We start from the raw sequence: 25,496 nt of genomic DNA on the forward strand, positions 1-25,496 counted from the left end.
TAGAATGGAGGAAAGACGTGAGTAAAACAGCAAGTAATTCAGTATTTGACATAGACGGCAAACCGTCATTTAAGGCAGCTTTTCCACTTTCATTACAGCATGTGCTGGCTATGGTAGTGGGAAATATTACACCGGCAATAATAGTTGCCAATGTGTGTAAATTAAGTCAGGCCGATAAGACTTTATTAGTACAGTGTGCATTTTTTATAGCCGGTATAGCAACATTGCTTCAGCTTTATCCTGTATGGAAATTCGGAGCCAGATTACCGGTAATAATGGGTGTTAGTTTTGCATATGTTCCGACACTGACTACATTGGGAAGCCAGTATGGAATAAAAGCCATTTTTGGAGCCCAGCTTGTAGGAGGGGTAGTAGCTATATTCGTGGGAATATTTTTGAAACATCTCAGAAAGTATTTTCCGCCGATAGTAGCCGGGACCGTAGTGCTTACGATAGGGCTTTCATTATATACAATAGCTATAAAATATATGGCAGGCGGGGCCAATCTTCCTCCGGAAGAGTTTGGTTCGCTGAAACACTGGGGAGTAGCAGTCTTAACATTAGTAGTAGTGCTTATATGCAACCAGTTTGGTAAGGGTTATGTGAAGCTTGCTTCTATATTAATAGGGATTGTCGTAGGATATGTAGTGGCATTCATGCTTGGAATGGTTAATTTTGCTAGTATAGGTCAGGCGGGATGGTTCTCTGTACCAAAACCTATGCATTTCGGCTTGGAATTTCCAATAAATGCCATTATATCAATGTCAATAATATATATTGTAAACTCTGTACAGGCAGTGGGAGACATTTCTGCTACTACGGTAGGAGGAATGGGAAGGGAAGCCACAGATGAGGAACTCGCGGGAGGAATCATGGGAAATGGATTATCCAGCGTAGTCGCTTCGTTTTTCGGCGGACTCCCTACAGCGACATACAGTCAGAATGTAGGAATAGTAGCAATGACAAAAGTGGTCAGCCGGTATATTTTAGGTTTGGCAGCAGTAGTAATTCTGCTTGCAGGATTTATACCTAAAATAGGGGCAGTAATGACAACAATTCCGCAGTCTGTTCTTGGAGGAGCTACAATAACTGTCTTTGGAATGATAACAATGACAGGAATAAGATTAATTATTCAGGATGAATTATCAAATAGAAATGTTACAATAGTCGGTTTATCATTAGCATTAGGTATGGGTATTTCACTGGTACCCGAATCTCTCAGTCACTTTCCCGAATCTATAAGAATAATATTCGGAAGTTCGGCTGTAGTAATCTCTTCACTATTAGCGTTCACGCTCAATATTATTTTACCTAAAGCAACAATAGTTGATGAAGAAAAAGAACGTAAAAAGTTCGAAAGCAAAAGTTAAAAAATTCATTTATAAATATTTTTATATAAAAACTATTGTTGGAGGGAAAATTTTATGGGTAAAAAAAATCAGAACGATCATGAATTGATCTATCAGTTGGATGGGAAACCAAGTTTTGGAGTAGCGTTTCCTTTAGGATTACAGCATGTGCTTGCGATGTTTACAGGAAATCTGGCACCGGTGTTGATTCTTATCGGGGTGCTGAAATTACCTCAGGATCAAAGCTTGAGAATGATACAGTGTGCGATGTTTGTTTCGGGGTTAACTACATTTGTTCAGTTATATCCAATAAAAATCGGGAAATTTCAGATCGGGGCAGGTCTGCCGATAGTAATGGGAACTTCATTTGCATTTGTACCGACTGCTAAAAACATAGGCTTGCAGTACGGACTTGCAGGAGTACTGGGCGGAGCACTTTTAGGAAGCTTGGTAGAGGTGGTTATGGGATTTTTCTATAAACCGCTGAAAAAATTCTTTCCGCCGTTAGTAGTAGGAGCTGTATTAATAACTATAGGAATTCATTTGCTGAAAGTAGGAGTAGATTACTTCGCAGGGGGAGTAGGATCGAGTGATTACGGATCACCGAAGAATCTTTTCTTAGGATTCTTAGTATTCGCAGTAATAATGTCATTACAAAGATTTGGAAAAGGAATGTGGAAGATATCTGCAATATTAATAGGGCTGATAGTAGGTTATCTGGTGGCAATACCGCTTGGTAAAGTAGATTTCAGCCATATTACCGAAGCAGGATGGCTTGCACTTCCGGTACCATTGGTAATGCCTTGGGAATTTGAATTTCATTTAGAGGCTATTCTGAGTTTTGCAGCTATATATATAGTTTCAGGACTGGAAACAATAGGTAATACTTCCGGTATTACAATAGCAGGATTTAACAGAGAGGCTACAGGGGAAGAAACTTCGGGAGGAATACTTGCCGATGCCCTTGGATCTACAACTGCTACATTGTTTAATGCTTTGCCGAACACGGCTTTCGGACAGAATGCAGGAATAGTTTCTATGACTAAGGTAGTAAATAAATGGTGTATAGCTATGGGAGCTTTTGTTTTAATGGGTGCGGCTCTTTTCCCGAAAATCGGTGCAATATTTAATGCAATGCCAAGCAGCGTTCTTGGCGGTGCAGTAATTACAGTTTTTGCAATGATACTGATAAACGGGATAAAAATGATAGCTAAAGCAGGATTTAGTGAAAGAAATGTTATAATTTTAGGTGTAACTTTTGGTATTGGTCTTGGACTCGGGGGAGATCCAAATGTAACTGCACAATTACCAGGTTTTATAAGCTTTATATTTAAGGATACAGTAGCATGTGTATGTATAGTTTCTATAATTGCGAATTTAATATTCCCGCCAAGCAAAGAGGATAAGGAACTGGCCAAGGCAGCTATGCTTGAGGAAGAAATCAAGGAAGAGAAAGCTCTTGTTTTGGAATAAAAATTGCAATATTTGAGGGATAAGCTGATTTAATTTTTAATCAGTTTTGGGGAAAAGCCTAGTATAATATCTCATTTTCAAAAACTAATCTGATTAGATGTGAACGAGATATTATACCAAAAGCATGTCAGAAAATGAAACAGCCAGACTTCGATAAAAAAAAGTGCTGTCTGTTTCGTTCATGCTTTTTAATAAGGCAGAAATACTATACTAAAAATTCTTATAAAGGCTAAAATTGAGGTCTTCTTAATTTCTAAACTAAATTTGAAGGAGAAGCGCCCATGTCAAAATTACTGTTAAAAAATGTTGATTATCTGGTAACCTTTAACGATAAAGATGAAATTTTGAGAAATTATGATATTCTCGTTGAGGGAAATAAGATAACAAAAATAGGAAAAGATATCCAGACGGATGAAACAGGCGATACAGAGATAATCGATGCGACTGGAAAAGTAGTTCTTCCGGGTTTTGTAAATACTCACCACCATTTGTACCAGACAATGTTCCGGGGAATAGATGAGGTACAGGAAATGCCTCTTTTTCCATGGTTGGAAGGACTGTATGAATTTTGGAAATATCTAAATGAAGAAACTGTATATTACGGTTCGATGGTAGGGTTTTCAGAATTACTGAAAACAGGATGTACTACAACAATGGATCATCACTATGTATTTCCGAATACTAGTAAAAGTACGTTAATAGACGAACAATTCAGAGCGTCAGAAGAAATAGGTATAAGATTTCATGCGACAAGAGGTTCTATGTCACGTGGAAAAGAACAGGGAGGACTGCCGCCTGACAGTGTAGTTCAGAGTGAAGAAGAGATACTGTTAGACTCGGAAAGGTTAATAGATAAGTTTCATGATTCTGAGGACTATGCTATGAAAAGAGTGGCTCTGGCTCCATGTTCACCGTTCTCGGTTACAAAAAGCCTGATGAAAAGTTCGGCTGAATTAGCCAGAAAAAAAGGAGTAATGCTGCATACACATCTGGCTGAAACTATGGATGAAGAAGAATTTTGTATTTCAGTATACGGTATGAGACCGGTAGAGCTTATGGAGGATACCGGATGGATCGGACCGGATGTATGGTTCGCCCACGGAATATATTTTAACGATGATGAATTAAAAAGATTGAAAGGCAGCGGAATAGCCCACTGTCCGAGTTCAAATATGAAATTAAACAGCGGAATATGCAGAACTACAGAATTAGTCAGAGCAGGAGTAAATATTGGAATAGCAGTGGACGGAAGTGCTTCTAATGACGGGTCAAATATGTGGGAAGAAGTCAGAAGGGCGTATCTGCTGAATCATTTAAAATATGGAGTAAACGGTTTAAATGCATATGAAATATTGAAAATGGCAACAAAAGGCGGAGCAAGAGTATTGGGAAGAAATGATATAGGAACACTTGAAGTAGATAAGGCAGCAGACATTGTTGTATACGATCTGTCTGATATAGCGTATGCGGGATGCCATAATCCGCTGACTTCCTTGGTATGCTGCGGAAACAGCAGTTTGGTTGATATGACAATAGTCAATGGAAAAGTAGTAGTGAAAAATGGTATAGTCTTAACTATAAATACGCAGGAAACTGCAATAAAAGCTCACAGTCATGCATCAAAATTAGTGGAAAGAAGAAGAGAGGAAATACTATCAAATAAAAACTAATATTTTATATTTTACAGATATTAAAAAAATGTCCGGAAAAATACTAAGATATTAGCCTCTTTCGGAATGTTTTACATGAAAGAGGGTATTAATGCTCTGATTTGGTTATAGAAAGTCAGGGCAGTTGTACCATATTTGGCCGGTTTAATCATAATAAACCGATCAGATAACAGTAGTTATTTCGATATATCTTCGTCTTTAGTTTGTTACTATTATTTTTGCTGATTGCTCAAACCAAATATATTAATAAAGTAAAGAAAATAAAATATAAAAGTTGATATTATTAGACAATATAAAAAGGCACATAATTATATAATAATAGCGGACTATTTGGATAGGAGATATATGGATAACGAAAAAACAATGGAAAATTCATTAGATCAAACAAAAGTCAAGACTGTAAATTATGAAGACGTAAAAACAACAGCACCTGTAGATGAAAAACTTCCATTAGGAAAAACACTGGCATTTGCACTGCAGCATGTACTTGCAATGTGTGCCGGAGCGGTAGCAGTACCACTGATAGTAGGGAGTGCAGCCGGACTTTCACAAAGTGAGATTTTATTTCTTATAAATGCAGATTTATTAATAGCTGGTATAGCAACTCTGACACAGTCACTCGGTATAGGAAAATTCATCGGCGGGAAAATACCAATGATAGAAGGAACAAGCTTTGCATCGGTGAATGCCATGGTAGCAATTGCGGGTACTTACAAAGGAGATCCTTATACAGCAATTACCACTATTTTTGGTGCTGTTCTAATAGCAGGACTGTTTGTATTTCTGGTGGCTCCTTTCTTTGGAAAATTTCTGAAATTCTTTCCGGAAGTAGTAACAGGAACAGTGGTTACAATAATAGGTGTATCCTTACTGCCGGTGGCTATAAAGTGGTCAGCTGGAAATGGAGCAGAAGCCGGAAGGGCAAATATTTTTCTGGCAATGGGAACCTTAATTTTCATTTTGCTTCTAAATAAATTTTTAAAGGGAAATTTAGGAAATCTTGCTATAATGTTCGGGTTACTGGGAGGAACTCTGGCAGCCTATGCATTCGGCATGGTAGATTTTACCCTGGTAAAAGAAGCAAAAGCACTAGGCTTTGTGATGCCTTTTCATTTCGGACTTCCCCGTTTTGAAATCACTGCTATTATCTCCCTGCTTCTGGTAATGCTGGTAACTATGACTGAGGCAACCGGGAATATAATAGCCGTTCATAAAATAAGCGGAAGAAAGCTTGATGATAAAAATTTGACAAGATCATTAAGAACAGATGGTTTTGCTACTATGCTGGCTGCTGTTTTTAATACGTTTCCGCATACTGCTTTTTCACAAAATATCGGACTGCTCAGCCTTACGGGAATAAAAAGCCGTTATGTAGTAGCGGTTTCGGGAATTATGTTGCTTGCACTGGGTCTTTTGCCAAAAATGGCAGGAATAATAGCTTCTGTGCCATATCCCGTTTTAGGGGGAGCCGGCTTTGTCTTATTCGGAATGGTAGCTGCAAATGGAATAAAATCTTTGTCTAAGGTGAAATTTGACGGAACTAAAAACGGAATGATAGTAGCTGTAAGTATAGGGCTAGCTTTGATTCCCGTGGCAGTGCCGGGATTTTACGACAATTTCCCCGAATGGGTAGGAACACTTTTTCACAGCGGAATAACTACCGGAAGTTTAAGTGCAATACTGCTGAATCTCTTGTTTAACGGTGTAGGAGAAAAGGAGCAGGAATAAAAACTGAAATAAACAGCATCCTGAAAATTTTAGATTTTATGTTCGGATTTTGAAATATAAAGTCTAAAAAAGGACAGTTAACTTAAGTTTATAGATTTTTGTAAGAAGATAAATAAAAAAATGTTGGAGGATAAAGAGAATGAGTGATTTAATGAGATTAATCCCGTTTGGTACAATGGTAGAATGGATTTTTCAGGAATATGAAGAACAGGGAACTATTTTCGGAGTAAGAAAAAATAAATTTTATAAAAATAACAGCGGTACCAATATAGTAATGTTTGGTGATAAACTAAGCACTCCTATAGGACCTGCTGCAGGACCGAATTCACAGCTTGCACAGAATATAGTGGCAGCATATCTGACTGGATCACGTTTTGTAGAATTGAAAACAGTACAGCAGATGGATGGTGAAGATCTGAGAAAATGTGTGGCAAAGCCTTGTATAAATGCTGAGGATGAATGTTATAACGTGGAATGGTCAACAGAGCTTACTGTTCCTGAAGCTTATAATGAATATATAAAAGCATGGTTTGCACTGCATGTGGTAGGAAAAGAACTCGGGATCAGCGATAAGAGAGATTTTGCTTTTAATATGAGTGTGGGATATGATCTTGACGGTATAAAGTCGCCTAAAATCGATGCTTTTATAGAAGGACTGAAAGATGCCTCTACTACAGAAATATGGAAAGAATGTAAGGAATATTTATTAAATAATATTGATAAGTTTCAAAGACTTACAAAAGAAGATGTGGAAAATATTTCATCAAGCGTTTGTCCTTCAATATGTTTATCAACATTACACGGATGTCCTCCTGCTGAAATAGAAAGAATAGCAAGATATCTTCTGGAAGAGAAGAAGCTTCATACTTTCATAAAGTGTAATCCTACACTTCTAGGGTATGAATTCGCAAGAGGAATTCTGGATAAAATGGGATATGATTATATTTCATTTGATGACCACCACTTTAAGAATGACCTTCAGTACGGAGATGCTATAGCAATGCTTACTCGTCTGATAGAATTCTCAAAAGAGCTTGGTCTTGAATTCGGTGTTAAGCTGACTAATACATTCCCTGTAAAAATAGCAAGAAAAGAGCTTCCGGGTGAAGAAATGTATATGTCGGGAAGATCACTGTTCCCGCTTACTATAAGTCTGGCTAATAAATTATCACAGGAATTCAAGGGACTTCTTCCTATATCATTCTCAGGAGGAGCTGATTTCTTTAATATAGAAGAAATTATAAAAACAGGAATACAGCCTATAACTATAGCGACTACTATTCTAAAGCCGGGAGGATATGAAAGAACTACACAGCTTGCAGAGAAAATAGAGCCGTTACTTGCAGGAAAATTTCATGGTATAGATCTGGAAAGTCTGGAACGTCTTGCTGAAAGCGTTACAATAAATAAATATCATGTAAAAAGTGCAAGACCAGTAGGATCAAGAAAAACAAAATCAATACTTCCTTTATATGACTGTGCAAAAGCACCTTGTAAAGACGGAGGATGTCCTATAGAGCAGCAGATACCGGAGTATTTGAAGCTGGTAAGCGAAGGAAATTATGAAGAAGCATTTAAGGTAATAGTAAATGACAATGCGTCACCTGCTGTTACAGGTACAATCTGTGACCATCAGTGTCAGCATAAATGTACGAGACTTGACTATGATTCTCCGCTTGAAATAAGAAATGCAAAAAAGATAGCAGTTTTAAATGCGCAGGATAAATATCTGGCAAATATGAAAAAAGCAAAAATAGTAACTAAGAAAAAAGCTGTAGTAATAGGGGCAGGACCTGCCGGAGTGGCTATTTCGTTCTTTTTAAGAAGAAACGGAATGGAAGTTACTGTTCTGGAAAAAAGAGATCGTCCTTACGGAATAGTGGAATATATAATACCTGAATTCAGAATTTCATCAGAAATGATAAACAGAGATTATCAGCTTGCAGTAAATGCGGGTGTAAACTTTGTTTATAATGTAAATGAAAATTATGATATAGAAGAGCTGAAAAAGGAATATGACTTTGTGGTAGTAGCTACCGGAGCATGGAAAGAAGGAATAATTCCTGTAAAAGAAGGCGGGGAGAATCTGCGTGATGCGTTAGAATTCCTTGAAGATGCCAAAAAGAATGACATAAATATCTCTTTAGGTAAAAAAGTAGCTGTACTTGGTGGCGGAGACGTGGCAATGGACTGCTCGAGAACTGCCAAAAGAGCTCCGGGAGTAGAAAGTGTATCTATAGTATACAGAAGAACAAGAGAATTCATGCCAGCAGAACCTGAAGAAAAAGAACAGGCTCTGGGTGACGGAGTAATATTCCAGGAATTATTATCGCCTGTGTCATATGACGGTAAGAATCTTGTGTGTGAAGTTATGGAACTTGCTGATATAGATGAATCTGGAAGAAGAGGAATAAAAGGTACAGGACAGATGAAAACACTGGAATTCGATACAGTGGTAAGTGCTGTAGGTGCCAGAGTAGATACTTCTTTATTTGAAAAGAATAATTTAAAATTAAATGATAAAGGTTATGTAAATATTAACCAGTTTAATGAGTCAAGCTCTGCTGATGTTTATATAGCCGGTGACTGTAAATCGGGAACATCTACAATAGTAAAAGCTATAGCAGATGCTAAGGTAATAGCTAAGGATATTCTGGATAAAGCCGGATTAACAGTAGATTTTGAAAGATATAATGTAGTTCAGAAAGAAGAAACATTATATGAAAGAAAAGGAATACTAAAAGCAAACACTAAAACTAAAGAAGACGGTGCACGTTGCCTGACTTGTGACCAGGTATGCGAGCTTTGCTGTGATGTTTGTCCTAACAGAGCAAATGTAATGGTAAGAATAAATAACGGTCCGTTCAACCAAACACACCAGATAGTCCATTTAGACGGAATGTGTAATGAATGCGGAAACTGCGGTGTTTTCTGTCCGCATACAGGAAATCCATATAAAGATAAAATAACTGTATTCTGGACAGAGGAAGACTTTGTCGACAGTACTAACAAAGGATTCCTTCCTCTTGGAAATGATACATTCAGAGTCAGAAAAGAGGACGGAAGCATAATAGATCATGTATTGGGAGACGGTCAGATTTCCCGTGAAATGAATGAAGTGTTAAATACAATACTAAAAGACTACTCATACTATATGATGAGTTTATAGGAGGTAGAAATGATTTTAATCGGTAACGGAAGAGTTTTTACACGTGATGAAAATAATCCATATATTGAAAATGGTGCGGTGTTAATAGACGGAAAAGTTATTAAAGAAATAGGGAAAACTGATGAGCTTAAAGCCAAGTATCCTGATGCCCAGTATAAGGATGCAAAAGGGCATCTGGTAATGCCCGGATTTATAAATCCTCATATGCATTATTACAGTACATTCGCAAGAGGGATGTTTTTGGACAATCCTCCGGCAACTATGTTCAGCGATATACTGAAAGGGCTGTGGTGGAGACTTGACAGAGCTCTGACTCTGGAGGATGTATATTATAGTGCGGCTATGCCTATGATAGAGCAAATAAAAAGCGGTGTTACTACGGTAATAGATCACCATGCCAGTGCATATGCAGTAGAAGGAAGTCTTTTTAAGATAGCTGATGCTGCACGTGAATTCGGAATCAGAAGCAACTTGTGTTATGAAACTTCGGACAGAGACGGGGAAGCTATAGCAAAAGCCGGAATTAAAGAAAATGCAGACTTTATAAAATATTGCAACGAGCAAAAAGATGATATGATAAAAGGACTTTTTGGATTTCATGCTTCTATGACTGTATCGGATAAAACACTTGACGAAAGCCTTGCTGCAGCAGCAAATGTTAATGGAGGATTTCATGTACACTGTGCCGAAGGTATAGAAGATGTGGCAGACTCTCTTGCCAAGTATAACCAGAGAGTAATAGAAAGATGGTATAAAAGAGGAGTACTGAATGAAAAGAGTATAGCAGTACACTGTATCCATCTAAGCAGTGATGAAATAGATATGTTAAAAGAAAGCAATGTAGCTGTAGTTCATAACCCTGAGTCAAATATGGGAAATGCAGTAGGAATAGCTCCGATTCTTGAAATGATGAAAAGAGGAGTATTAGTAGGACTGGGAACTGACGGTTACACTGCTGATATGACTGAATCATATAAAGTAGCAAATATTATTCATAAGCATGTAAATAAGCTTCCAAGCGTGGGATGGACTGAACCGCCTCAAATGTTATTTGATAATAACAGAAAAATAGTAAACAGATTTATTGATGGAACAACAGGAATTCTAAAAGAAGGAGCTTATGCGGATATTATCATAGTAGATTATAAAGGACCTACACCTGTGAATGAAACAAATCTGAACAGTCATATTCTGTTCGGCGTAACAGGAAGAAATGTAGATACTACAATAATAAACGGACGTGTGGTAATGGACGAAAGAAAACTAGTAGACATTGATGAAGACAGAGTAGCTGCAAAGAGTGTAGAACTGGCACAAAAATTATGGAATCGTATATAGAGCTTAATTGTAAAATGGTATCCTGATACTCTGACCTGTTTTATATAAATACAGGATCGGGTATAAGTGTTTCGGCATTGACAGATATTTAAAACTGGATATAAGTCGGTCAAGGCACTGGTACAGTGTTTATGAAACACTGTACTATGAATAATGGTTTATAAATACATTATCAACACTTTACAGCAAGGTATACTAAAGATAGTCGTTTTATATAATCTTAATAATTGGCAAGATGGAGGAAAAAATGACTTATACTTTTAATATTAATGGTAAAGAATATGGAACCGAGATAAAGAAGAACTTATTGGATTACTTAAGAGATGATTTAGAATTAACAGGAACAAAAAACGGGTGCAGCGAAGGAGCATGCGGTACCTGTACGGTAATACTGGACGGGAAAGCAATGAGAGCCTGTGTGCTTACTACTGAAAAAATAAACGGGAAAAGTATTATAACTATAGAGGGATTAAGTGAAAGAGAAAGGGAAGTTTATGCTTACGCATTTAGTAAGACAGGAGCCGTACAGTGCGGCTTCTGTATCCCGGGAATGGTAATAAGCAGTAAAGTGCTGCTTGATAAAAACCAGAATCCTACTCTTGATGAAATAAAAACAGCCCTTAGAGGAAATATATGCAGATGTACAGGATATATCAAGATTTTTGATGCGGTAAATCTGGCAGCGGAAATATTCAGAGAAAACAGGGAAGTTCCAAAGGTACAATGCAAAGGTCTTGTGGGAGAAAATCTTGAAAGAGTGGATGCAGTGGAAAAAACACTTGGAACAGGAGTGTATGTGGATGATATCCATATAGAAGGAATGCTTCACGGTTCATGTGTAAGACCGGAATTTCCGAGAATTCTTGTGAAAAAAATTGATATACAGAAAGCAAAAGAGTATCCCGGAGTAGTAGAAGTATTTACTAAGCAGAATCTTCCGGAGCTTCAGAATCTCGGTCACCTGGTAAAGGACTGGCCTGCACTTATAGGTGAAGGCGAGGAAACAAGATATGTGGGAGATGCTCTGGCACTGGTAGTAGCTGAATCGGAAGAAATTCTTGAAGAAGCAAAAAAACTGGTAGTCGTGGAGTATGAAAAGCTGGAGCCTGTTAGAAATCCTGCAGAAGCCATGAAAGAAGGAGCTCCTAAGATACATGAAAAAGGAAATCTGTTATTTCATCAGGATTTGTACAGGGGAAATCCAGAAGAAAAAATAGCAAAGTCAAAATATGTGGTAAAGGATCATTTTTCTGTTCCGTTTACAGACCATGCATTTATGGAGCCTGAATGTGCAATAGCTATGCCTGACGGTGACGATAAGCTTTTGATGTATACTGCTTCACAAAATATTTTTGATGAGCAGAGAGAAATTGCACAAATGCTGAGTATAGAGCCTGATCGTATAAGAATACAAAGTAAACTCGTAGGAGGAGGCTTTGGAGGAAAGGAAGATATGTCTGTTCAGCACCATGCAGCTTTGGCGGCATATATGCTGAAAAGACCCGTAAAGGTAAAATTCTCAAGACAGGAAAGTATAATGTATCACACAAAGCGTCACCCGATGGAAATGGACTTTACTGTGGGCTGTGATGAAAATGGTATTTTACAGGGACTGGTTGCCACTATAATTTCTGATACAGGAGCCTATGCTTCACTGGGAGGACCGGTATTGCAGAGAGCATGTACACATGCTGCAGGACCGTATAACTTTCAGGATATAAATATACAGGGAAGTGCATATTACACTAATAATCCTCCAGCAGGAGCATACAGAGGATTCGGGGTAACGCAGTCATTATTTGCCATGGAAGCATGTCTTAATAAACTGGCAGATATGGTAGGAATATCACATTGGGAAATGAGATACAGAAATGCAATCAAGCCGGGAGATATACTTCCAAATGGTCAGATAGCAGATGAAAGTACAGCTTTTATAGAAACTCTGGAAGCTGTAAAAGAAGAATATGATAATGCCAAATATGTAGGAATAGGATGCGGAATCAAAAACAGCGGTCTTGGTGTGGGAATACCCGATACCGGAAGATGTAAGGCTTCTGTGGAAAATGGAAAGGTGCATGTAAGAACAGCAGCTGCATGTATAGGACAGGGGCTTGCCACTGTAATGCTGCAGATAGCTGCTCAAACACTTGATATAGCCACCGACCTAATCGTAATGGAAGCTCCTGATACAGCAAGAACACCAAATTCAGGAACAACAACAGCTTCAAGACAGACACTCGTTACAGGAGAGGCTGTAAGAAAAGTAACACAAATGGTAAAAGATGAGCTGGATAAGGGAAAAACACTGGCAGATCTTGAAGGTCAGGAATTTTATGCAGAATATCTGGCTAAAACGGATCCTATGGGAACAGATGTTCCAAATCCTGTAAGTCACGTAGGATACGGTTATGCAACACAAATAGTAATCCTTGATGATAACGGAATGCTTAAAAGGGTAGTTGCCGCACATGATGTGGGAACTCCTATAAACCCTATAAACGTAGAAGGACAAATAGAAGGCGGTGTGGTTATGTCGCTTGGATATGCCTTAACAGAGGATTATCCGCTTGTAGATTCTATGCCAAAGGTAAAATACGGTACTCTCGGGCTCTTCAGAGCTACACAGGTACCGGAAATAAAAGCCGTTATAGTAAAAAAGGACGAACAGAATCCTATGGCCTACGGTGCAAAAGGCGTGGGAGAAATAGCAAGTATACCTACAGCACCGGCAGTACAGGATGCTTACTATATGTTTGATAAAAAATTCAGAACAAAGCTTCCTTTAGGGGAAACACCTTATAATAAAAAGAAAATAGAAGATTAAAACCGGCACCCGGCAGATTACAAATAATAACTGCCGTAGTGCTTTAATAAAAGCTTTAGGATAGTAAATGAAATTAAAAATTCAGATACGGAAAATAATTCGTATCCTGTTACATCTGACAGTTGGGGTGTATATGGTAAAGCACAGATGCTTGAAAAGGGATCTGTCAAATATTACACCGGTAATTTTTTCTTATTGTAATCAGACAATTGAAAGAAAAATATACATATAAAAATTGTTATATTTTCTGTCAGAAAGTTGATTTTAAAGAAAGTTTATGCTAAGCTTAGTAGCTATATATAAAATAAAAAAATTCAAAATTAATTAATTACAAAAATTAGGAGGAAATAATGGAAAAAATAGTAATAAGTACGCCAAATGCTCCAGCAGCAATTGGTCCATATGCACAAGGAATCAGATTAGGAGACGTGGTTTATACTTCGGGACAGCTTCCTATTGATCCAAAAACAGGTGAACTTGTAAGTGATGATATAAAGAAAGCCACAAGACAAAGTCTTGAAAATGTAAAGGCTGTTTTAGAAGCAGGGGGAAGCTCTGTAGGGAAAATAGTAAAGGTACTTATCCTGTTAAATGATATCAATGATTTTGCAGCAATGAACGAGGTATATAATGAGTTCTTCGAAGGAACAGAATATCCTGCAAGATCAGCTTTTGAAGTAGCAACACTGCCTAAAAATGCTCTTATAGAGATAGAAGCAGTAGGGCACATTTAAATAAATTTTATTTACATTACTCCCCTTAGTATGTTTAATACATCTTGGGGAGTACTTTTAAATAATAAAGAAAATTTGATTTTTTGCAAAATAGTGGTAAACTTATAATGATCAATAATTATGTAAAATAACTAAAAAAAAGTTTACTATACAGGAGATAAGATGAAATTATTCAAAATAGCTGATTTGGAAGATGTATTGAAAATATTGAAAGAACAGAAATCAGAAGATATTTGCGAGGAAATTACAATTGAGGAATCTTTGGGAAGAATTCTATATGAAGATATATTGTCGGATATTAATATTCCCCACTTTGACAGGTCAACAGTGGACGGATACGCGGTTCATCATAAATCTGTGAATGGTGCATCTGAAATGATGCCTATTATTACAAAAATAACAGAAAAAATAAAAATGAACAGTATTCCTGAAAAAGAAATAAAAACCGGGGAAAGCTCATATATTCCCACTGGAGGAATGATGCCGAAGGGTGCGGATTCTGTGGTTATGATGGAGTACACGGAAAAATTGTCAGAAAATGATGTTTTGATAGGGAAAACCGTTAGTCCGCTTGAAAATGTAAATTCTACAGGTGAAGATATAGAGAAGGGAGAATTAGTATTAGAAGCATTTCGTAAAATAAAGGCATATGATATGGGACTTTTAGCAGCTTTGGGAATAAAAAATATAAAAGTACTTAAAAAACTAAAAATTGGAATAATCTCTACAGGAGATGAAATAATAGAATATTATGAAATGCCCTTACCGGGACAGGTAAGAAATAGTAATTCTCTGTCACTCTACGGGATGACAGAAAGAGCAGGGGCTGTTCCGTATAATTTCGGAATAGTAAAAGATGATGAGGAGGCTGTAAAAAAGGCTTTGAATGAAGCTCTTTCAAAGTGTGATATAGTTTTAATATCAGGAGGAAGCTCTGTCGGCGAAAGAGATCATACGATAAGTGCAGTAGAAAGTATACCGGAAGCAGAGGTTCTGGTTCACGGCATAGCCATAAAACCAGGAAAACCTACAATTATAGCAAGAAGCGGCAGCAAAATGATATTCGGGCTTCCGGGAAATCCTTTTGCAGTACTGGTGATTTTTAGAACAATAATAGAAAAATATATAAACAGATTTTCTGAAAAGGAAAAATTCGTAACAGCACTGTTTGATACTAATTATCATAAGGCAATGGGAAGAAGTGAATTTCTTCCTGTAAAGCTTGAAGAACGCGATGATGAAGTATACGCGCTGCCCCTGAGGGTGAAATCATCTTCAGTAGCAGTACTGGCTAAAGCGGACGGATTTGTGATTATAGAAAAGAATAAAGAAGGACTTTACAGCGGGGAAAAAATAAAAGTTTATGAATTATAGGAGTATTTATGAATAATAAGGCATATCTTACCAATTATGATATAAACGAAGCATTGGATAAATATATAAAATTATTAAATATAAAAGAAAGTACAGAAGAGACAGAAACTAAAGACAGTCTCGGAAGAATAAGTGCCGAAGGCGTTTATGCCAAAATATCCAATCCTTTTTATAATTGCTCTGCAATGGACGGTATTGCGGTAAAAGCAGTAAAAACCCACGGAGCAAACGAAAAAAATCATATAATACTGGAAAAAGGGACAGACTACGAGGAAGTAGATACGGGAGATCCTATTCCTGAAAGTTTTGATGCGGTAATAATGGTGGAAGATATAATAAAGGAAAGCGAAACATCTGTGAAAATCCATAAAAGCGCAGCAAGATGGGAAAATATAAGGTCACTTGGAGAGGATATAGTGGAATCTACCCTTATTATAGGAAAAAACCATAAAATAAGACCGGTAGATATAGGAGCTATGATTGCCGGAGGCATTTCAAAAGTACATGTTTACAAAAAGCCCTTGGTGGGAATTATTCCAACAGGAGACGAAATAGTAGAATTGAATGATAACCTGAAAATAGGTGATATTATAGAGTTTAACAGTAAGATGTTTGCGGCACAGGTAAATGAATGGGGAATGGAATCAAAAGTTTACGGTATCGCAAAGGATAAAAAGGAAGATATTATTGCTGCTCTGGAAAAAGCTTATAAAGAGTGTGATGTGGTAATAATCAATGCCGGCTCTTCAGCAGGCAGGGAAGATTATACATATGATGCTGTGAGTGCGCTGGGGAAAGTTCATATCCATGGAATAGCGATAAAACCGGGGAAACCGGCTATATTGGGTGAAATAAACGGAAAACCTGTGATAGGAGTTCCCGGCTATCCTGTATCGGCATACTTTGTAATGGAAAACATAGTAAAACCGGTAATTTCAAAATATATTAATTTTTTTGATGAAAAAGAAGAGATAGAAGCGGTGTTATCAAGAAGAGTAATGTCTTCACTGAAATATCTCGAATTTATAAGAGTAAAAATAGGTCTTGTAGATGAAAAATATATCGCCACGCCGCTGCAGAGAGGTGCAGGGACTACAATGTCCCTGGTAAACTGTGACGGTGTTTTGGAAGTACCGCAGAATTATGAAGGATATGAAAAAGGTGAAACTGTAAAATTAAAGCTTTTGAAAACTCAAAAAGAGATAAAAAATACTCTTGTTCTTATAGGAAGCCATGATCCTATACTGGATACCGCATCTGATATGATGAAAAACAGAAATTTCAGATACACGCTTTCATCAGCGCATGTGGGAAGCATGGGAGGAATTACTGCCCTCAGAAATGAAGAATGTCACATAAGCACAATGCACCTTTTGGATGAAGAAACAGGGGAATACAATATTCCTTTTATAAAAAAATATATTCCCGGAAAAGAACTGGTTCTTATAAAATTCGTAAAGCGGACACAGGGAATTATGGTCAGAAAAGACAGAAAGTTTTCTGTGAGTTCAATAGAGGATATAAAAAATAATAATCTAAGCTTTGTAAACAGACAAAAAGGATCAGGGACAAGACTTTTATTCGATTATGAGCTGAAAAAAGCAGGAATAAATCCGGAAGAGATAACAGGCTATGAAAGAGAAGAGCTGACACACCTTGCAGTAGCAGCAGCGGTGAAGAATGGAGATGCTGACTGCGGTATTGGTGTTTATTCAGCTGCTAATATAATGAATCTTGATTTTATACCAATAGGCGACGAGCATTATGATTTGGTTATGCCTGTTAAGTATCTCGGATTAGAATCATTTTTGGAGTTTCTTAACACCATAAAAAGTGATGAATATAAAAAACAGCTTGATAAAATGGGGGGATATGCCTATGATGAATTAGGAAAAATGATATACCTGTAGATTTACGGGAAAATCCTAAACTGATTGATTACTTAGTGTAGTATCTCACTTATAATTAATAAAATAACATTGCCGGCTTTGTCAGCTGCTGTGTCATTATTGGTCAATATTTATGTTGGGTGTTCTGCGGAACAGTAAAATATTCTGCGCCTTTTAACTAATTATGATTGAGACACTACACTAAAATTTCACATAAATACAAAAAATTAATTAGGAGGATAAGTATGAAAGGATATGTTGGGAAAATATTAAGAGTAAACTTAAGTGACTCGAGTATCAGCGAAGAGAATCTGGACATTGAAAAAGCAAAAAAGTTCATTGGTGCCCGTGGGCTGGGAGCCAAAATAATGTTTGAGGAGGTAGATCCTAAGGTAGATGCGTTAAGTCCTGAAAATAAGCTTATTATAGCTACAGGGCCTTGTACTGGGTATACAATGCCGACAGGCGGAAGATATATGGTTATGACCAAATCACCGCTTACAGGAACATTAGCTTTTGCCAATTCAGGAGGAAGATGGGGTGCAGAGTTCAAATTTACCGGAAATGATGTGATTATCTTTGAAGGAAAGGCAGAAAAACCTGTTTATCTTTATATAGAGGATGATAAGGTAGAAATCAGAGATGCAGGTCATTTATGGGGAAAAAGAGTAAGTGAAACTACTGAAATCCTGAAAAATGAAACTGATAAAAATGCAAAGGTAATGTGTATAGGACCGGCAGGTGAAAGATTATCGCTTATTTCGGCAATTATGAATGATGTAGACAGAGCAGCCGGGCGTGGAGGAGTAGGAGCAGTAATGGGTTCCAAAAATCTGAAAGCTGTGGTAGTAAGAGGAACTAAAAAGCTGGAATATGCAGATCCTGCTAAGTCAAAAGCTGTAGCAATGGAGAAAATAAAGATATTAAAGGATAATCCTGTGGCAGGAAACGGGCTTCCTACATATGGAACAGCAGTACTGGTAAACATTATTAATGAAAACGGAGTACTCCCTGTAAAAAACTTTCAGGGATCATATGCACCAAAAGCAGATGATATAAGCGGGGAAACTCTGAGAGAAACAAGTCTGGTAAGAAATTCTGCATGCTACAGATGTACAATAGGGTGCGGAAGATGGGTAAAATTAAAAGACGGAAGAGAAGTAGGAGGTCCGGAATACGAAACAATATGGGCATTTGGTTCTGACTGTGATAACTACGATCTGGAATCTATTAATGAAGCAAACGAGCTTTGCAATGAGTACGGTCTGGATACAATTTCAGCAGGAGCTACTATAGCTGCTGCAATGGAACTGAGAGAAAAAGGTCTTATAAAGGACGAAGAAATAGCCGGAGACGGTCTCAGTCTTGGCTGGGGAGACAGTAAGGCAATCGTGGAATGGACAAGAAAAATGGGAGAAAGAGAAGGATTCGGATATGAGCTGGCAAAGGGTTCATACAGACTGTGTGACGAACACGGAGCACCCGAGCTTTCAATGACTGTAAAGAAACAGGAGCTTCCTGCTTATGATCCGAGAGGAATACAGGGACACGGGATTACATATGCAGTAAGTAACAGAGGTGCTTGTCACGTAAAAGGATATATGATCAGTCCTGAAATACTAGGACAGCCTGAAAAGCTTGACAGATTTGAGCTGAAAGGGAAGCCTGCATATGCCAAGGTTTTCCATGATCTTACTGCTGTGGTTGATTCATTGGGGCTTTGTATATTTACGACTTTTGGTCTTGGGGCACAGGATTTCGTGGATATGGCAAATGCCTGCTACGGAGAAGAAGTATTTGATGTAAACAGTCTTATGGAAGCAGGAGACAGAATATGGACGCTTGAAAAGCTTTATAATCTGCGTGCAGGAATAGATAAAGATGACGACACACTTCCAAAAAGACTTCTGGAAGACGAAATAGCTGACGGACCGTCAAAAGGATGGGTACATAAGCTTTCAGAACTCCTTCCGGAATATTATGAGGTAAGAGGATGGGACAGAACAACAAGTGTTCCTACAGATGAAACATTAAAAAAACTAGGTATAGAGGAATATTCATGGAAATAGAAGTAAGATTATTTGCATATTTCAGAGAAGGCAGAGGAAAGATATTAAAGTTTCCCATAGACGGAAATACTACTCCTCTTGATGTTCTGGATGAATTGAAAATAGACATAAAAGATGTGGCAATACTGTTAGTGAACGGAATTGACGGTAAGACAGACTATAAGTTCAAGGATAATGACAGGCTTTCTTTGTTTCCGCCGGTGGGAGGTGGATAAGAAATTTGAAAGAACGATATATAAGAAATATCGAGGCAATATCCGAAGAGGAAAATGCAGCTCTCTTTGATAAAAAGGTGTGTATAATCGGCTGCGGGGGATTAGGCGGGTATATTACCGAGATTCTCGCGAGAATAGGCGTAGGAAACCTTATTGTAGTGGACGGCGATGTATTTGAAGAGTCTAATCTGAACAGACAGCTGTATTCAAAAATAGATCTTTTGGGAAAAAGCAAGGCAGAAGCGTCATATAAACGTATACTGGAAATAAATCCCGAAGTAAAAGCAAAATATATATATGATTTTTTTGATGAGAGTAATTATTCTGAAATAATAAATGACAGTGATGTAGTAGTAGATGCTCTTGATAATATAAAGACCAAAAAGTTTCTGCAGAAGGTATGTGAGGAATTGGGAAAACCTTTTGTTCACGGGGCAATAGCAGGATGGTACGGGCAGGTTGCTACAGTATTTCCCGGTGACAGAACTCTTGATAAAATTTATAAAGGAAAAGAAGAAAAGGGTGTGGAAAAAATACTGGGAAATCTTCCGTTTACTGCATCATATACAGCATCTCAGCAGAGTGCCGAAGTAATAAAGCTGCTTATTAAGCGTGGAGATCTGCTGAGAAAAAAGGTCTTATTCATGGATCTTTTGAATAATGAGTCTGAAATAATAAACTTATAAAAACAATGCGGTATCCAGTTTATGAATAGGATTCCGCACAGGGAAAGGTGCCGCACACACTTTTCCCTGATAAAAAAATTCCGAAATTTATTAAATTACAAAATAAAAAATTCTGTACTTTTATAAATTTTAAAAAATGAAATATAAAAGGTATAATTAATGTCACGCCTGTATTTTGCAGATGATCAGATTTACTTCCGGGAAGGCATTTTTATAATTAATATATTAGGAGGAAAGAGATGAAACTGTATTTAAAAACAATGCTGCTGATAACGCTGTTACTGGGGGTTCTGTCATGCGGAAAAAAAGAGGAAACTAAAGAACAGCCGCAGACAGCAGAGACACAAACTGAGCAGAAGCAGGAAGAAAACGGGAAAAGAATAATATTAGCAACGACTACAAGTACTCAGGATTCAGGACTTCTGGATTATCTGCTTCCTGAATTTACAAAAGATACAGGAATAGAAGTAAGTGTAGTAGCTAAAGGTACCGGAGAAGCATTAAAGATCGGAGAAAACGGAGATGCCGATGTATTAATGGTGCATGCCAAAGCAAAAGAAGAGGAATTCGTAAAAAATGAATTCGGGACTGAAAGAATAGAATTTATGTATAATGATTTTATACTTGTAGGACCTGAGAATGACAGTCTGAACCTGAAAGAAAAGGCAGCTGAAAATATAGACGAAGCTTTTAAGCTTATCGCTGAGAAAAAAGCAGAATTCATATCAAGAGGAGATGAATCAGGAACTGATGTTAAGGAAAAAGGTATCTGGAAAGCTGTAAATATTACTCCGCAGGCACCGTGGTATGTAGAAGCAGGAAAAGGAATGGGTGCTGTTCTTCAGATGGCTGATGAGAAAAAAGCATATACCCTTACTGACAGAGCAACATATCTTTCTATGAAGGATAAACTCGAGCTGGCAATTCTTGTGCAAAACGATAAAAAATTATATAACCAGTACAGCCTGATAAGACTAAACTATGATAAACTTGGAATAAAAAATAAAGAGGAAGCTGATAAATTTATAGAGTGGATGACAAGTGACAAAGCTCTTGAAATGATTAAAAATTTCGGAGTGGAAAAATACGGAGATTCACTTTTTACGCCAAATTTTAAAAAATAACCGGAGAATATAATGAATGAAATTATTTCAATAATATTACTGTCATTATTTGTAAGTGTAATTTCTACACTGGCTGCTACGGTTTTTGGAGTTTTGATCTCACTGGTCATTTTATTTAAAGATTTCAGATTAAAAAAATTAGTTATAAAACTGACCAATACATTTATGAGTATGCCGCCTGTATTAATGGGGCTTCTCATGTATCTGCTGTTATCAAGAAAAGGACCTTTCGGGTCCTTTAGACTCCTTTTTACACCTACAGCAATAGTGATTACACAGACATTCCTGATATTACCTATTATTATTTCACTGACATACAGCTACTTGAACAGCATAGAGGAAGATATAAGAAGAAATTGTGCTGCTCTGGGAATCTCAAAAAAGCACACTGTTTATATTATGATAAAAGAGAGTCTGCCGCAGATGATCTCTATTGTTTCCACAGGTTTTGGAAGGGGTATCTCCGAAGTGGGGGCTGCTATGATGATAGGCGGGAATATAAAGGGATATACAAGGATTATGACTACATATATAGCAATGGAGACAGGAAAAGGAAATTTCAATGAAAGTATAATACTGGGACTGGTTTTATTATTTATATCATTCTCCATAAATTTCTTTCTCGGATACTTAGAACAGTGACAGAATATTCTGTGAAAAATAAATAGGTCACTGAGCTGAATTCAAAATTAAGAGGTGTACATTTGAATATAAAAATTAAATATGCAAAAAAAAGATATGATGATAAAATAGTATTAGATGTGGAGAATATAGATATAAAATCTAATAACATATATGCAGTGGTAGGAATGAACGGAAGCGGGAAATCCACTCTTATAAACGGGATGGCAGGTGTGGAGGAATTTAGTGAGTGCAGTATTACTTATGACGGAAAGCAGTTTGAGGAAGTGAAGGATAATATCTCTCTTATGCTGCAGAACTTTTATATTTTTAATGATACTGTCAGAAATAATATACTGCTTCCTGTAAAATACTCGAAAAAGAAGATAGATTTTCAAAAAAATTTGGAAAAATATATGAAGTTTTTTAATTTAGAGCCGCTGCTTGATAAAAATGCCAGAAAGCTCTCCGGCGGGGAGAAAACAAAGACAGCTCTTCTGAGGGCGCTTATCAGAAATACTGATCTGGTGATTCTGGACGAGCCGACCAATAATATGGATGTAGATGGCATAAAAGCAGTGGAAGAGCTGATAATGTACCTGAAAGAAGAAGGGAAAACGGTTATTTTGATTACACATAATATAATGCAGGTAGAAAGAACCGCAGATTATGTACTCTTTATAGATAAAGGAAGAGTCGTCGAATGTGTAGAAAGAAAAAATATAAAAAATATTTTTGATAATTTATCTTTAAAAGAGATACTGAAGGTTCTCTAAATAAATAAACTGGCAGAGGTGTAAATTATGATAGATCAATTTAACAGAGATATAAATTATTTGAGAGTATCTGTTACCGACAGGTGTAATCTCAGGTGTGTATACTGTCTTCCGGAATTTTCGAAAGATTTTATAGATGAGTCAAAGCTCCTTACAATAGATGAGTATTTCAGACTTATAAGAATTTTGGGAAATCTGGGGATAAAGAAGGTACGTATAACCGGCGGGGAACCGCTTGTAAGGCGAGGGATTCCCGGACTTATAAAAAGCATAAATAATCTTGAAAATATAGAAGAAACAGCTATGACAACAAACGGAATCCTGCTGGAAAAATATCTTGACGAGCTGGCGGAAAATGGTCTTTCATCGCTGAATATAAGTCTTGATATACTTGATGAAAAAAAATATAACTATATTACAAGAGGCGGAGAACTGGAAAAGGTAGTCAGATCAATTGAAAAGGCAATAGAATATAAAATAAAAATCAAGTTAAATTCTGTGATAATAGATGATTTTAACAAAAATGACATAAAAAGTCTTGTAGATTTTGCAGTTGATAAAAATATTGATATCCGGTTTATAGAATTAATGCCTATAGGATGCGGGCAGAATCTAAAAGGAGTATCAAATGAAGAAATACTTGAGATAATATCAAAAGACAGAAAAACAGCAGAGATGAACAGCAGCGGAACAATCTCGGGACCTGCGGCATATCATAAAATAGAAGGAACCAATACAAGAATAGGCTTTATATCCCCTCTAAGCAGCTGTTTCTGCGAAACCTGCAACAGAATAAGGATAACTTCTGAAGGTAAGTTAAAGCAGTGTCTTTACTATGATTCAAAACTTGATCTGATGAAGATGCTGAGAACAGAAACAAGTGATAAAAAACTTATGGAAGAAATAAAAAATGAAATATATTTTAAAAATAAACAGCATAATTTTACTGGAAGCCCGGAAGATAAAGAGAAGGAAAAAGAAAAAAATACTATGAGTGTAATAGGAGGTTAGGGTAATGCTAATAAAAAACGGGTTGATTGCAACAGCAGGAGATTTATATCAGGGGGATATTTATATTGAGGACGGAATTATCAAAGAGATAGGAAAAGATCTGAATATAGAGGATTCTGAAATTATAGATGCGGACGGGAAATATGTTATCCCCGGAGGAATTGACGTACATACACACTTTCATCTTGATGTGGGAATAGCTGTTTCCAGCGATGACTTCAGAACAGGAACAATTGCGGCAGCGTGCGGAGGAACTACATCTATTGTAGATCATATAGGACAGGGACCGAGAGGAACTACACTTCATGATCCGATTAATCATTATCATAAACTGGCTGACGGAAAAGCAGTAATAGATTACGGCTTTCACGGGGTAATTCCATATGAAGTGGATGATGACAGGCTGAAAGAAATGGATCAGCTTTTGGAAGACGGTATAGAAAGCTTTAAGATATATATGACTTATGGTCAGATGGTACATGATGAGGATTCCATAAAGGTCTTGAAGAAGGCTAAGGAAAAAGGCGGGATTATTGCAGTTCATCCCGAAAATAACGATACTGTAAATTATTTGAAAAAATATTACAGTGAAAACGGAATGACTGCACCGATATATCATGCCAAAAGCAGACCGGAAGAATGTGAAGGAGAGGCAATAAACAGAATTCTGAATATAGCTCACCTTGTGGGTGATGCCCCTATCTATATTGTCCATCTTTCAGCTAAGCTTGGTCTTGATTATATAAAAATGGCAAGAGACAGGGGACAGGAAAATATATATGCCGAAACATGCCCGCAGTATCTTGTTCTGGATGAAGAAAAATATAATCTTCCGGGAACTGAAGGGCTAAAATATGTAATCAGTCCGCCGCTAAGAAATAAAGCAAATCAGGAACCGCTGTGGAGAGCTGTAAGAGAAGGAGATATACAGGTAATAGCCACAGATCACTGCCCGTTTCTTTTTGAAAAAGAAAAGGAAGCAATGGGAAAGGATGATTTTACAAAGTGTCCTAACGGGGCTCCGGGTGTGGAAACAAGAATGCCTGTGATTTTTTCTGAGGGAGTAATGAAGGGCAGAATATCTATAAATAAATTTGTAGAGGTAACAAGTACCAATCCTGCGAAAATATACGGGATGTATCCCCAAAAAGGGACAATTGCCGTGGGAAGTGATGCAGATATAGTAATTATTGATAAGGATAAGGAAGTTACCATAACGAAATCAATGCTTCATGAAAATGTAGATTACACTCCTTATGAAGGAATGAAAGTAAAAGGCTATCCTGTAATGACCATAGTCAGAGGAAAGGTAATAGTTAAGGATAATGAATTCATAGGTGAAGAAGGATACGGAAAATTTATCAAAAGATATAAAAACGATGAATTAGTAAGATTTTAGATATAGTAAACCTCTTTGAAAATAGGTTTGGCAGAGTTGCTCTGCGA

18 protein-coding genes are annotated in these 25,496 nt (G+C 37.1%); all 18 read left to right on the forward strand.

Features of this window, described 5'->3' with window-relative positions; genetic code table 11:
* Window positions 1–17 precede the first annotated feature (17 nt).
* The 18 genes from STERM_RS08195 (at window position 18) to hydA (ending at window position 25,449) form a co-directional block, all read left to right on the forward strand.
* Entirely contained in the window at window positions 18–1,370 is a 1,353-nt protein-coding gene (locus STERM_RS08195) for a uracil-xanthine permease family protein (RefSeq protein ID WP_012861121.1), read from the forward strand.
* 54 nt (window positions 1,371–1,424) lie between these two features.
* Window positions 1,425–2,822, forward strand: a complete 1,398-nt coding sequence (locus STERM_RS08200; RefSeq protein WP_012861122.1) for a uracil-xanthine permease family protein — start codon at window positions 1,425–1,427, stop codon at window positions 2,820–2,822.
* Window positions 2,823–3,103: 281 nt separating this feature from the next.
* Window positions 3,104–4,492 carry an 8-oxoguanine deaminase gene (locus STERM_RS08205; protein ID WP_012861123.1) on the forward strand — a complete coding sequence of 463 codons (1,389 nt, stop codon included), beginning with the start codon at window positions 3,104–3,106 and terminating at the stop codon, window positions 4,490–4,492.
* A gap of 345 nt (window positions 4,493–4,837) precedes the next feature.
* Complete coding sequence (locus STERM_RS08210; RefSeq protein ID WP_012861124.1) at window positions 4,838–6,220, forward strand: nucleobase:cation symporter-2 family protein; 1,383 nt, start codon at window positions 4,838–4,840, stop codon at window positions 6,218–6,220.
* Window positions 6,221–6,359: 139 nt separating this feature from the next.
* Complete coding sequence (gene ygfK / locus STERM_RS08215) at window positions 6,360–9,389, forward strand: putative selenate reductase subunit YgfK (RefSeq protein WP_012861125.1); 3,030 nt, start codon at window positions 6,360–6,362, stop codon at window positions 9,387–9,389.
* Between the two features lie 9 nt (window positions 9,390–9,398).
* The gene (ssnA, locus tag STERM_RS08220; RefSeq protein ID WP_012861126.1) at window positions 9,399–10,727 is read left to right on the forward strand and encodes a putative aminohydrolase SsnA; all 1,329 of its coding nucleotides are present in this window, start codon (window positions 9,399–9,401) and stop codon (window positions 10,725–10,727) included.
* A 247-nt stretch (window positions 10,728–10,974) separates the two neighbouring features.
* The gene (gene xdh / locus STERM_RS08225; RefSeq protein ID WP_012861127.1) at window positions 10,975–13,551 is read left to right on the forward strand and encodes a selenium-dependent xanthine dehydrogenase; all 2,577 of its coding nucleotides are present in this window, start codon (window positions 10,975–10,977) and stop codon (window positions 13,549–13,551) included.
* A 350-nt stretch (window positions 13,552–13,901) separates the two neighbouring features.
* On the forward strand, window positions 13,902–14,285 hold the full coding sequence (locus STERM_RS08230) for a RidA family protein (protein WP_012861128.1): 384 nt from the start codon (window positions 13,902–13,904) through the stop codon (window positions 14,283–14,285).
* A 162-nt stretch (window positions 14,286–14,447) separates the two neighbouring features.
* The gene (locus tag STERM_RS08235) at window positions 14,448–15,659 is read left to right on the forward strand and encodes a molybdopterin molybdotransferase MoeA (protein ID WP_012861129.1); all 1,212 of its coding nucleotides are present in this window, start codon (window positions 14,448–14,450) and stop codon (window positions 15,657–15,659) included.
* Between the two features lie 8 nt (window positions 15,660–15,667).
* The gene (locus STERM_RS08240) at window positions 15,668–17,569 is read left to right on the forward strand and encodes a molybdopterin biosynthesis protein (protein WP_012861130.1); all 1,902 of its coding nucleotides are present in this window, start codon (window positions 15,668–15,670) and stop codon (window positions 17,567–17,569) included.
* 224 nt (window positions 17,570–17,793) lie between these two features.
* The gene (locus STERM_RS08245; protein WP_012861131.1) at window positions 17,794–19,617 is read left to right on the forward strand and encodes an aldehyde ferredoxin oxidoreductase family protein; all 1,824 of its coding nucleotides are present in this window, start codon (window positions 17,794–17,796) and stop codon (window positions 19,615–19,617) included.
* Entirely contained in the window at window positions 19,608–19,832 is a 225-nt protein-coding gene (locus STERM_RS08250) for a MoaD/ThiS family protein (RefSeq protein ID WP_012861132.1), read from the forward strand. The genes STERM_RS08245 and STERM_RS08250 overlap by 10 nt, the downstream gene beginning before the upstream one ends.
* A 5-nt stretch (window positions 19,833–19,837) precedes the next feature.
* The gene (locus tag STERM_RS08255; RefSeq protein WP_012861133.1) at window positions 19,838–20,518 is read left to right on the forward strand and encodes a HesA/MoeB/ThiF family protein; all 681 of its coding nucleotides are present in this window, start codon (window positions 19,838–19,840) and stop codon (window positions 20,516–20,518) included.
* A gap of 239 nt (window positions 20,519–20,757) precedes the next feature.
* Window positions 20,758–21,642 carry an ABC transporter substrate-binding protein gene (locus STERM_RS08260; RefSeq protein WP_012861134.1) on the forward strand — a complete coding sequence of 295 codons (885 nt, stop codon included), beginning with the start codon at window positions 20,758–20,760 and terminating at the stop codon, window positions 21,640–21,642.
* A 12-nt stretch (window positions 21,643–21,654) separates the two neighbouring features.
* Window positions 21,655–22,284: an ABC transporter permease gene (locus tag STERM_RS08265; protein WP_012861135.1), complete on the forward strand. Its 630-nt coding sequence runs from the start codon at window positions 21,655–21,657 to the stop codon at window positions 22,282–22,284.
* Between the two features lie 62 nt (window positions 22,285–22,346).
* Complete coding sequence (locus STERM_RS08270; protein ID WP_012861136.1) at window positions 22,347–23,039, forward strand: ATP-binding cassette domain-containing protein; 693 nt, start codon at window positions 22,347–22,349, stop codon at window positions 23,037–23,039.
* A gap of 27 nt (window positions 23,040–23,066) precedes the next feature.
* On the forward strand, window positions 23,067–24,050 hold the full coding sequence (gene moaA, locus STERM_RS08275; protein ID WP_012861137.1) for a GTP 3',8-cyclase MoaA: 984 nt from the start codon (window positions 23,067–23,069) through the stop codon (window positions 24,048–24,050).
* Between the two features lie 4 nt (window positions 24,051–24,054).
* Window positions 24,055–25,449: a dihydropyrimidinase gene (gene hydA / locus STERM_RS08280; RefSeq protein ID WP_012861138.1), complete on the forward strand. Its 1,395-nt coding sequence runs from the start codon at window positions 24,055–24,057 to the stop codon at window positions 25,447–25,449.
* Window positions 25,450–25,496: the final 47 nt, after the last annotated feature.

The organism is Sebaldella termitidis ATCC 33386 (assembly GCF_000024405.1).
GTDB classification, from domain to species: domain Bacteria; phylum Fusobacteriota; class Fusobacteriia; order Fusobacteriales; family Leptotrichiaceae; genus Sebaldella; species Sebaldella termitidis.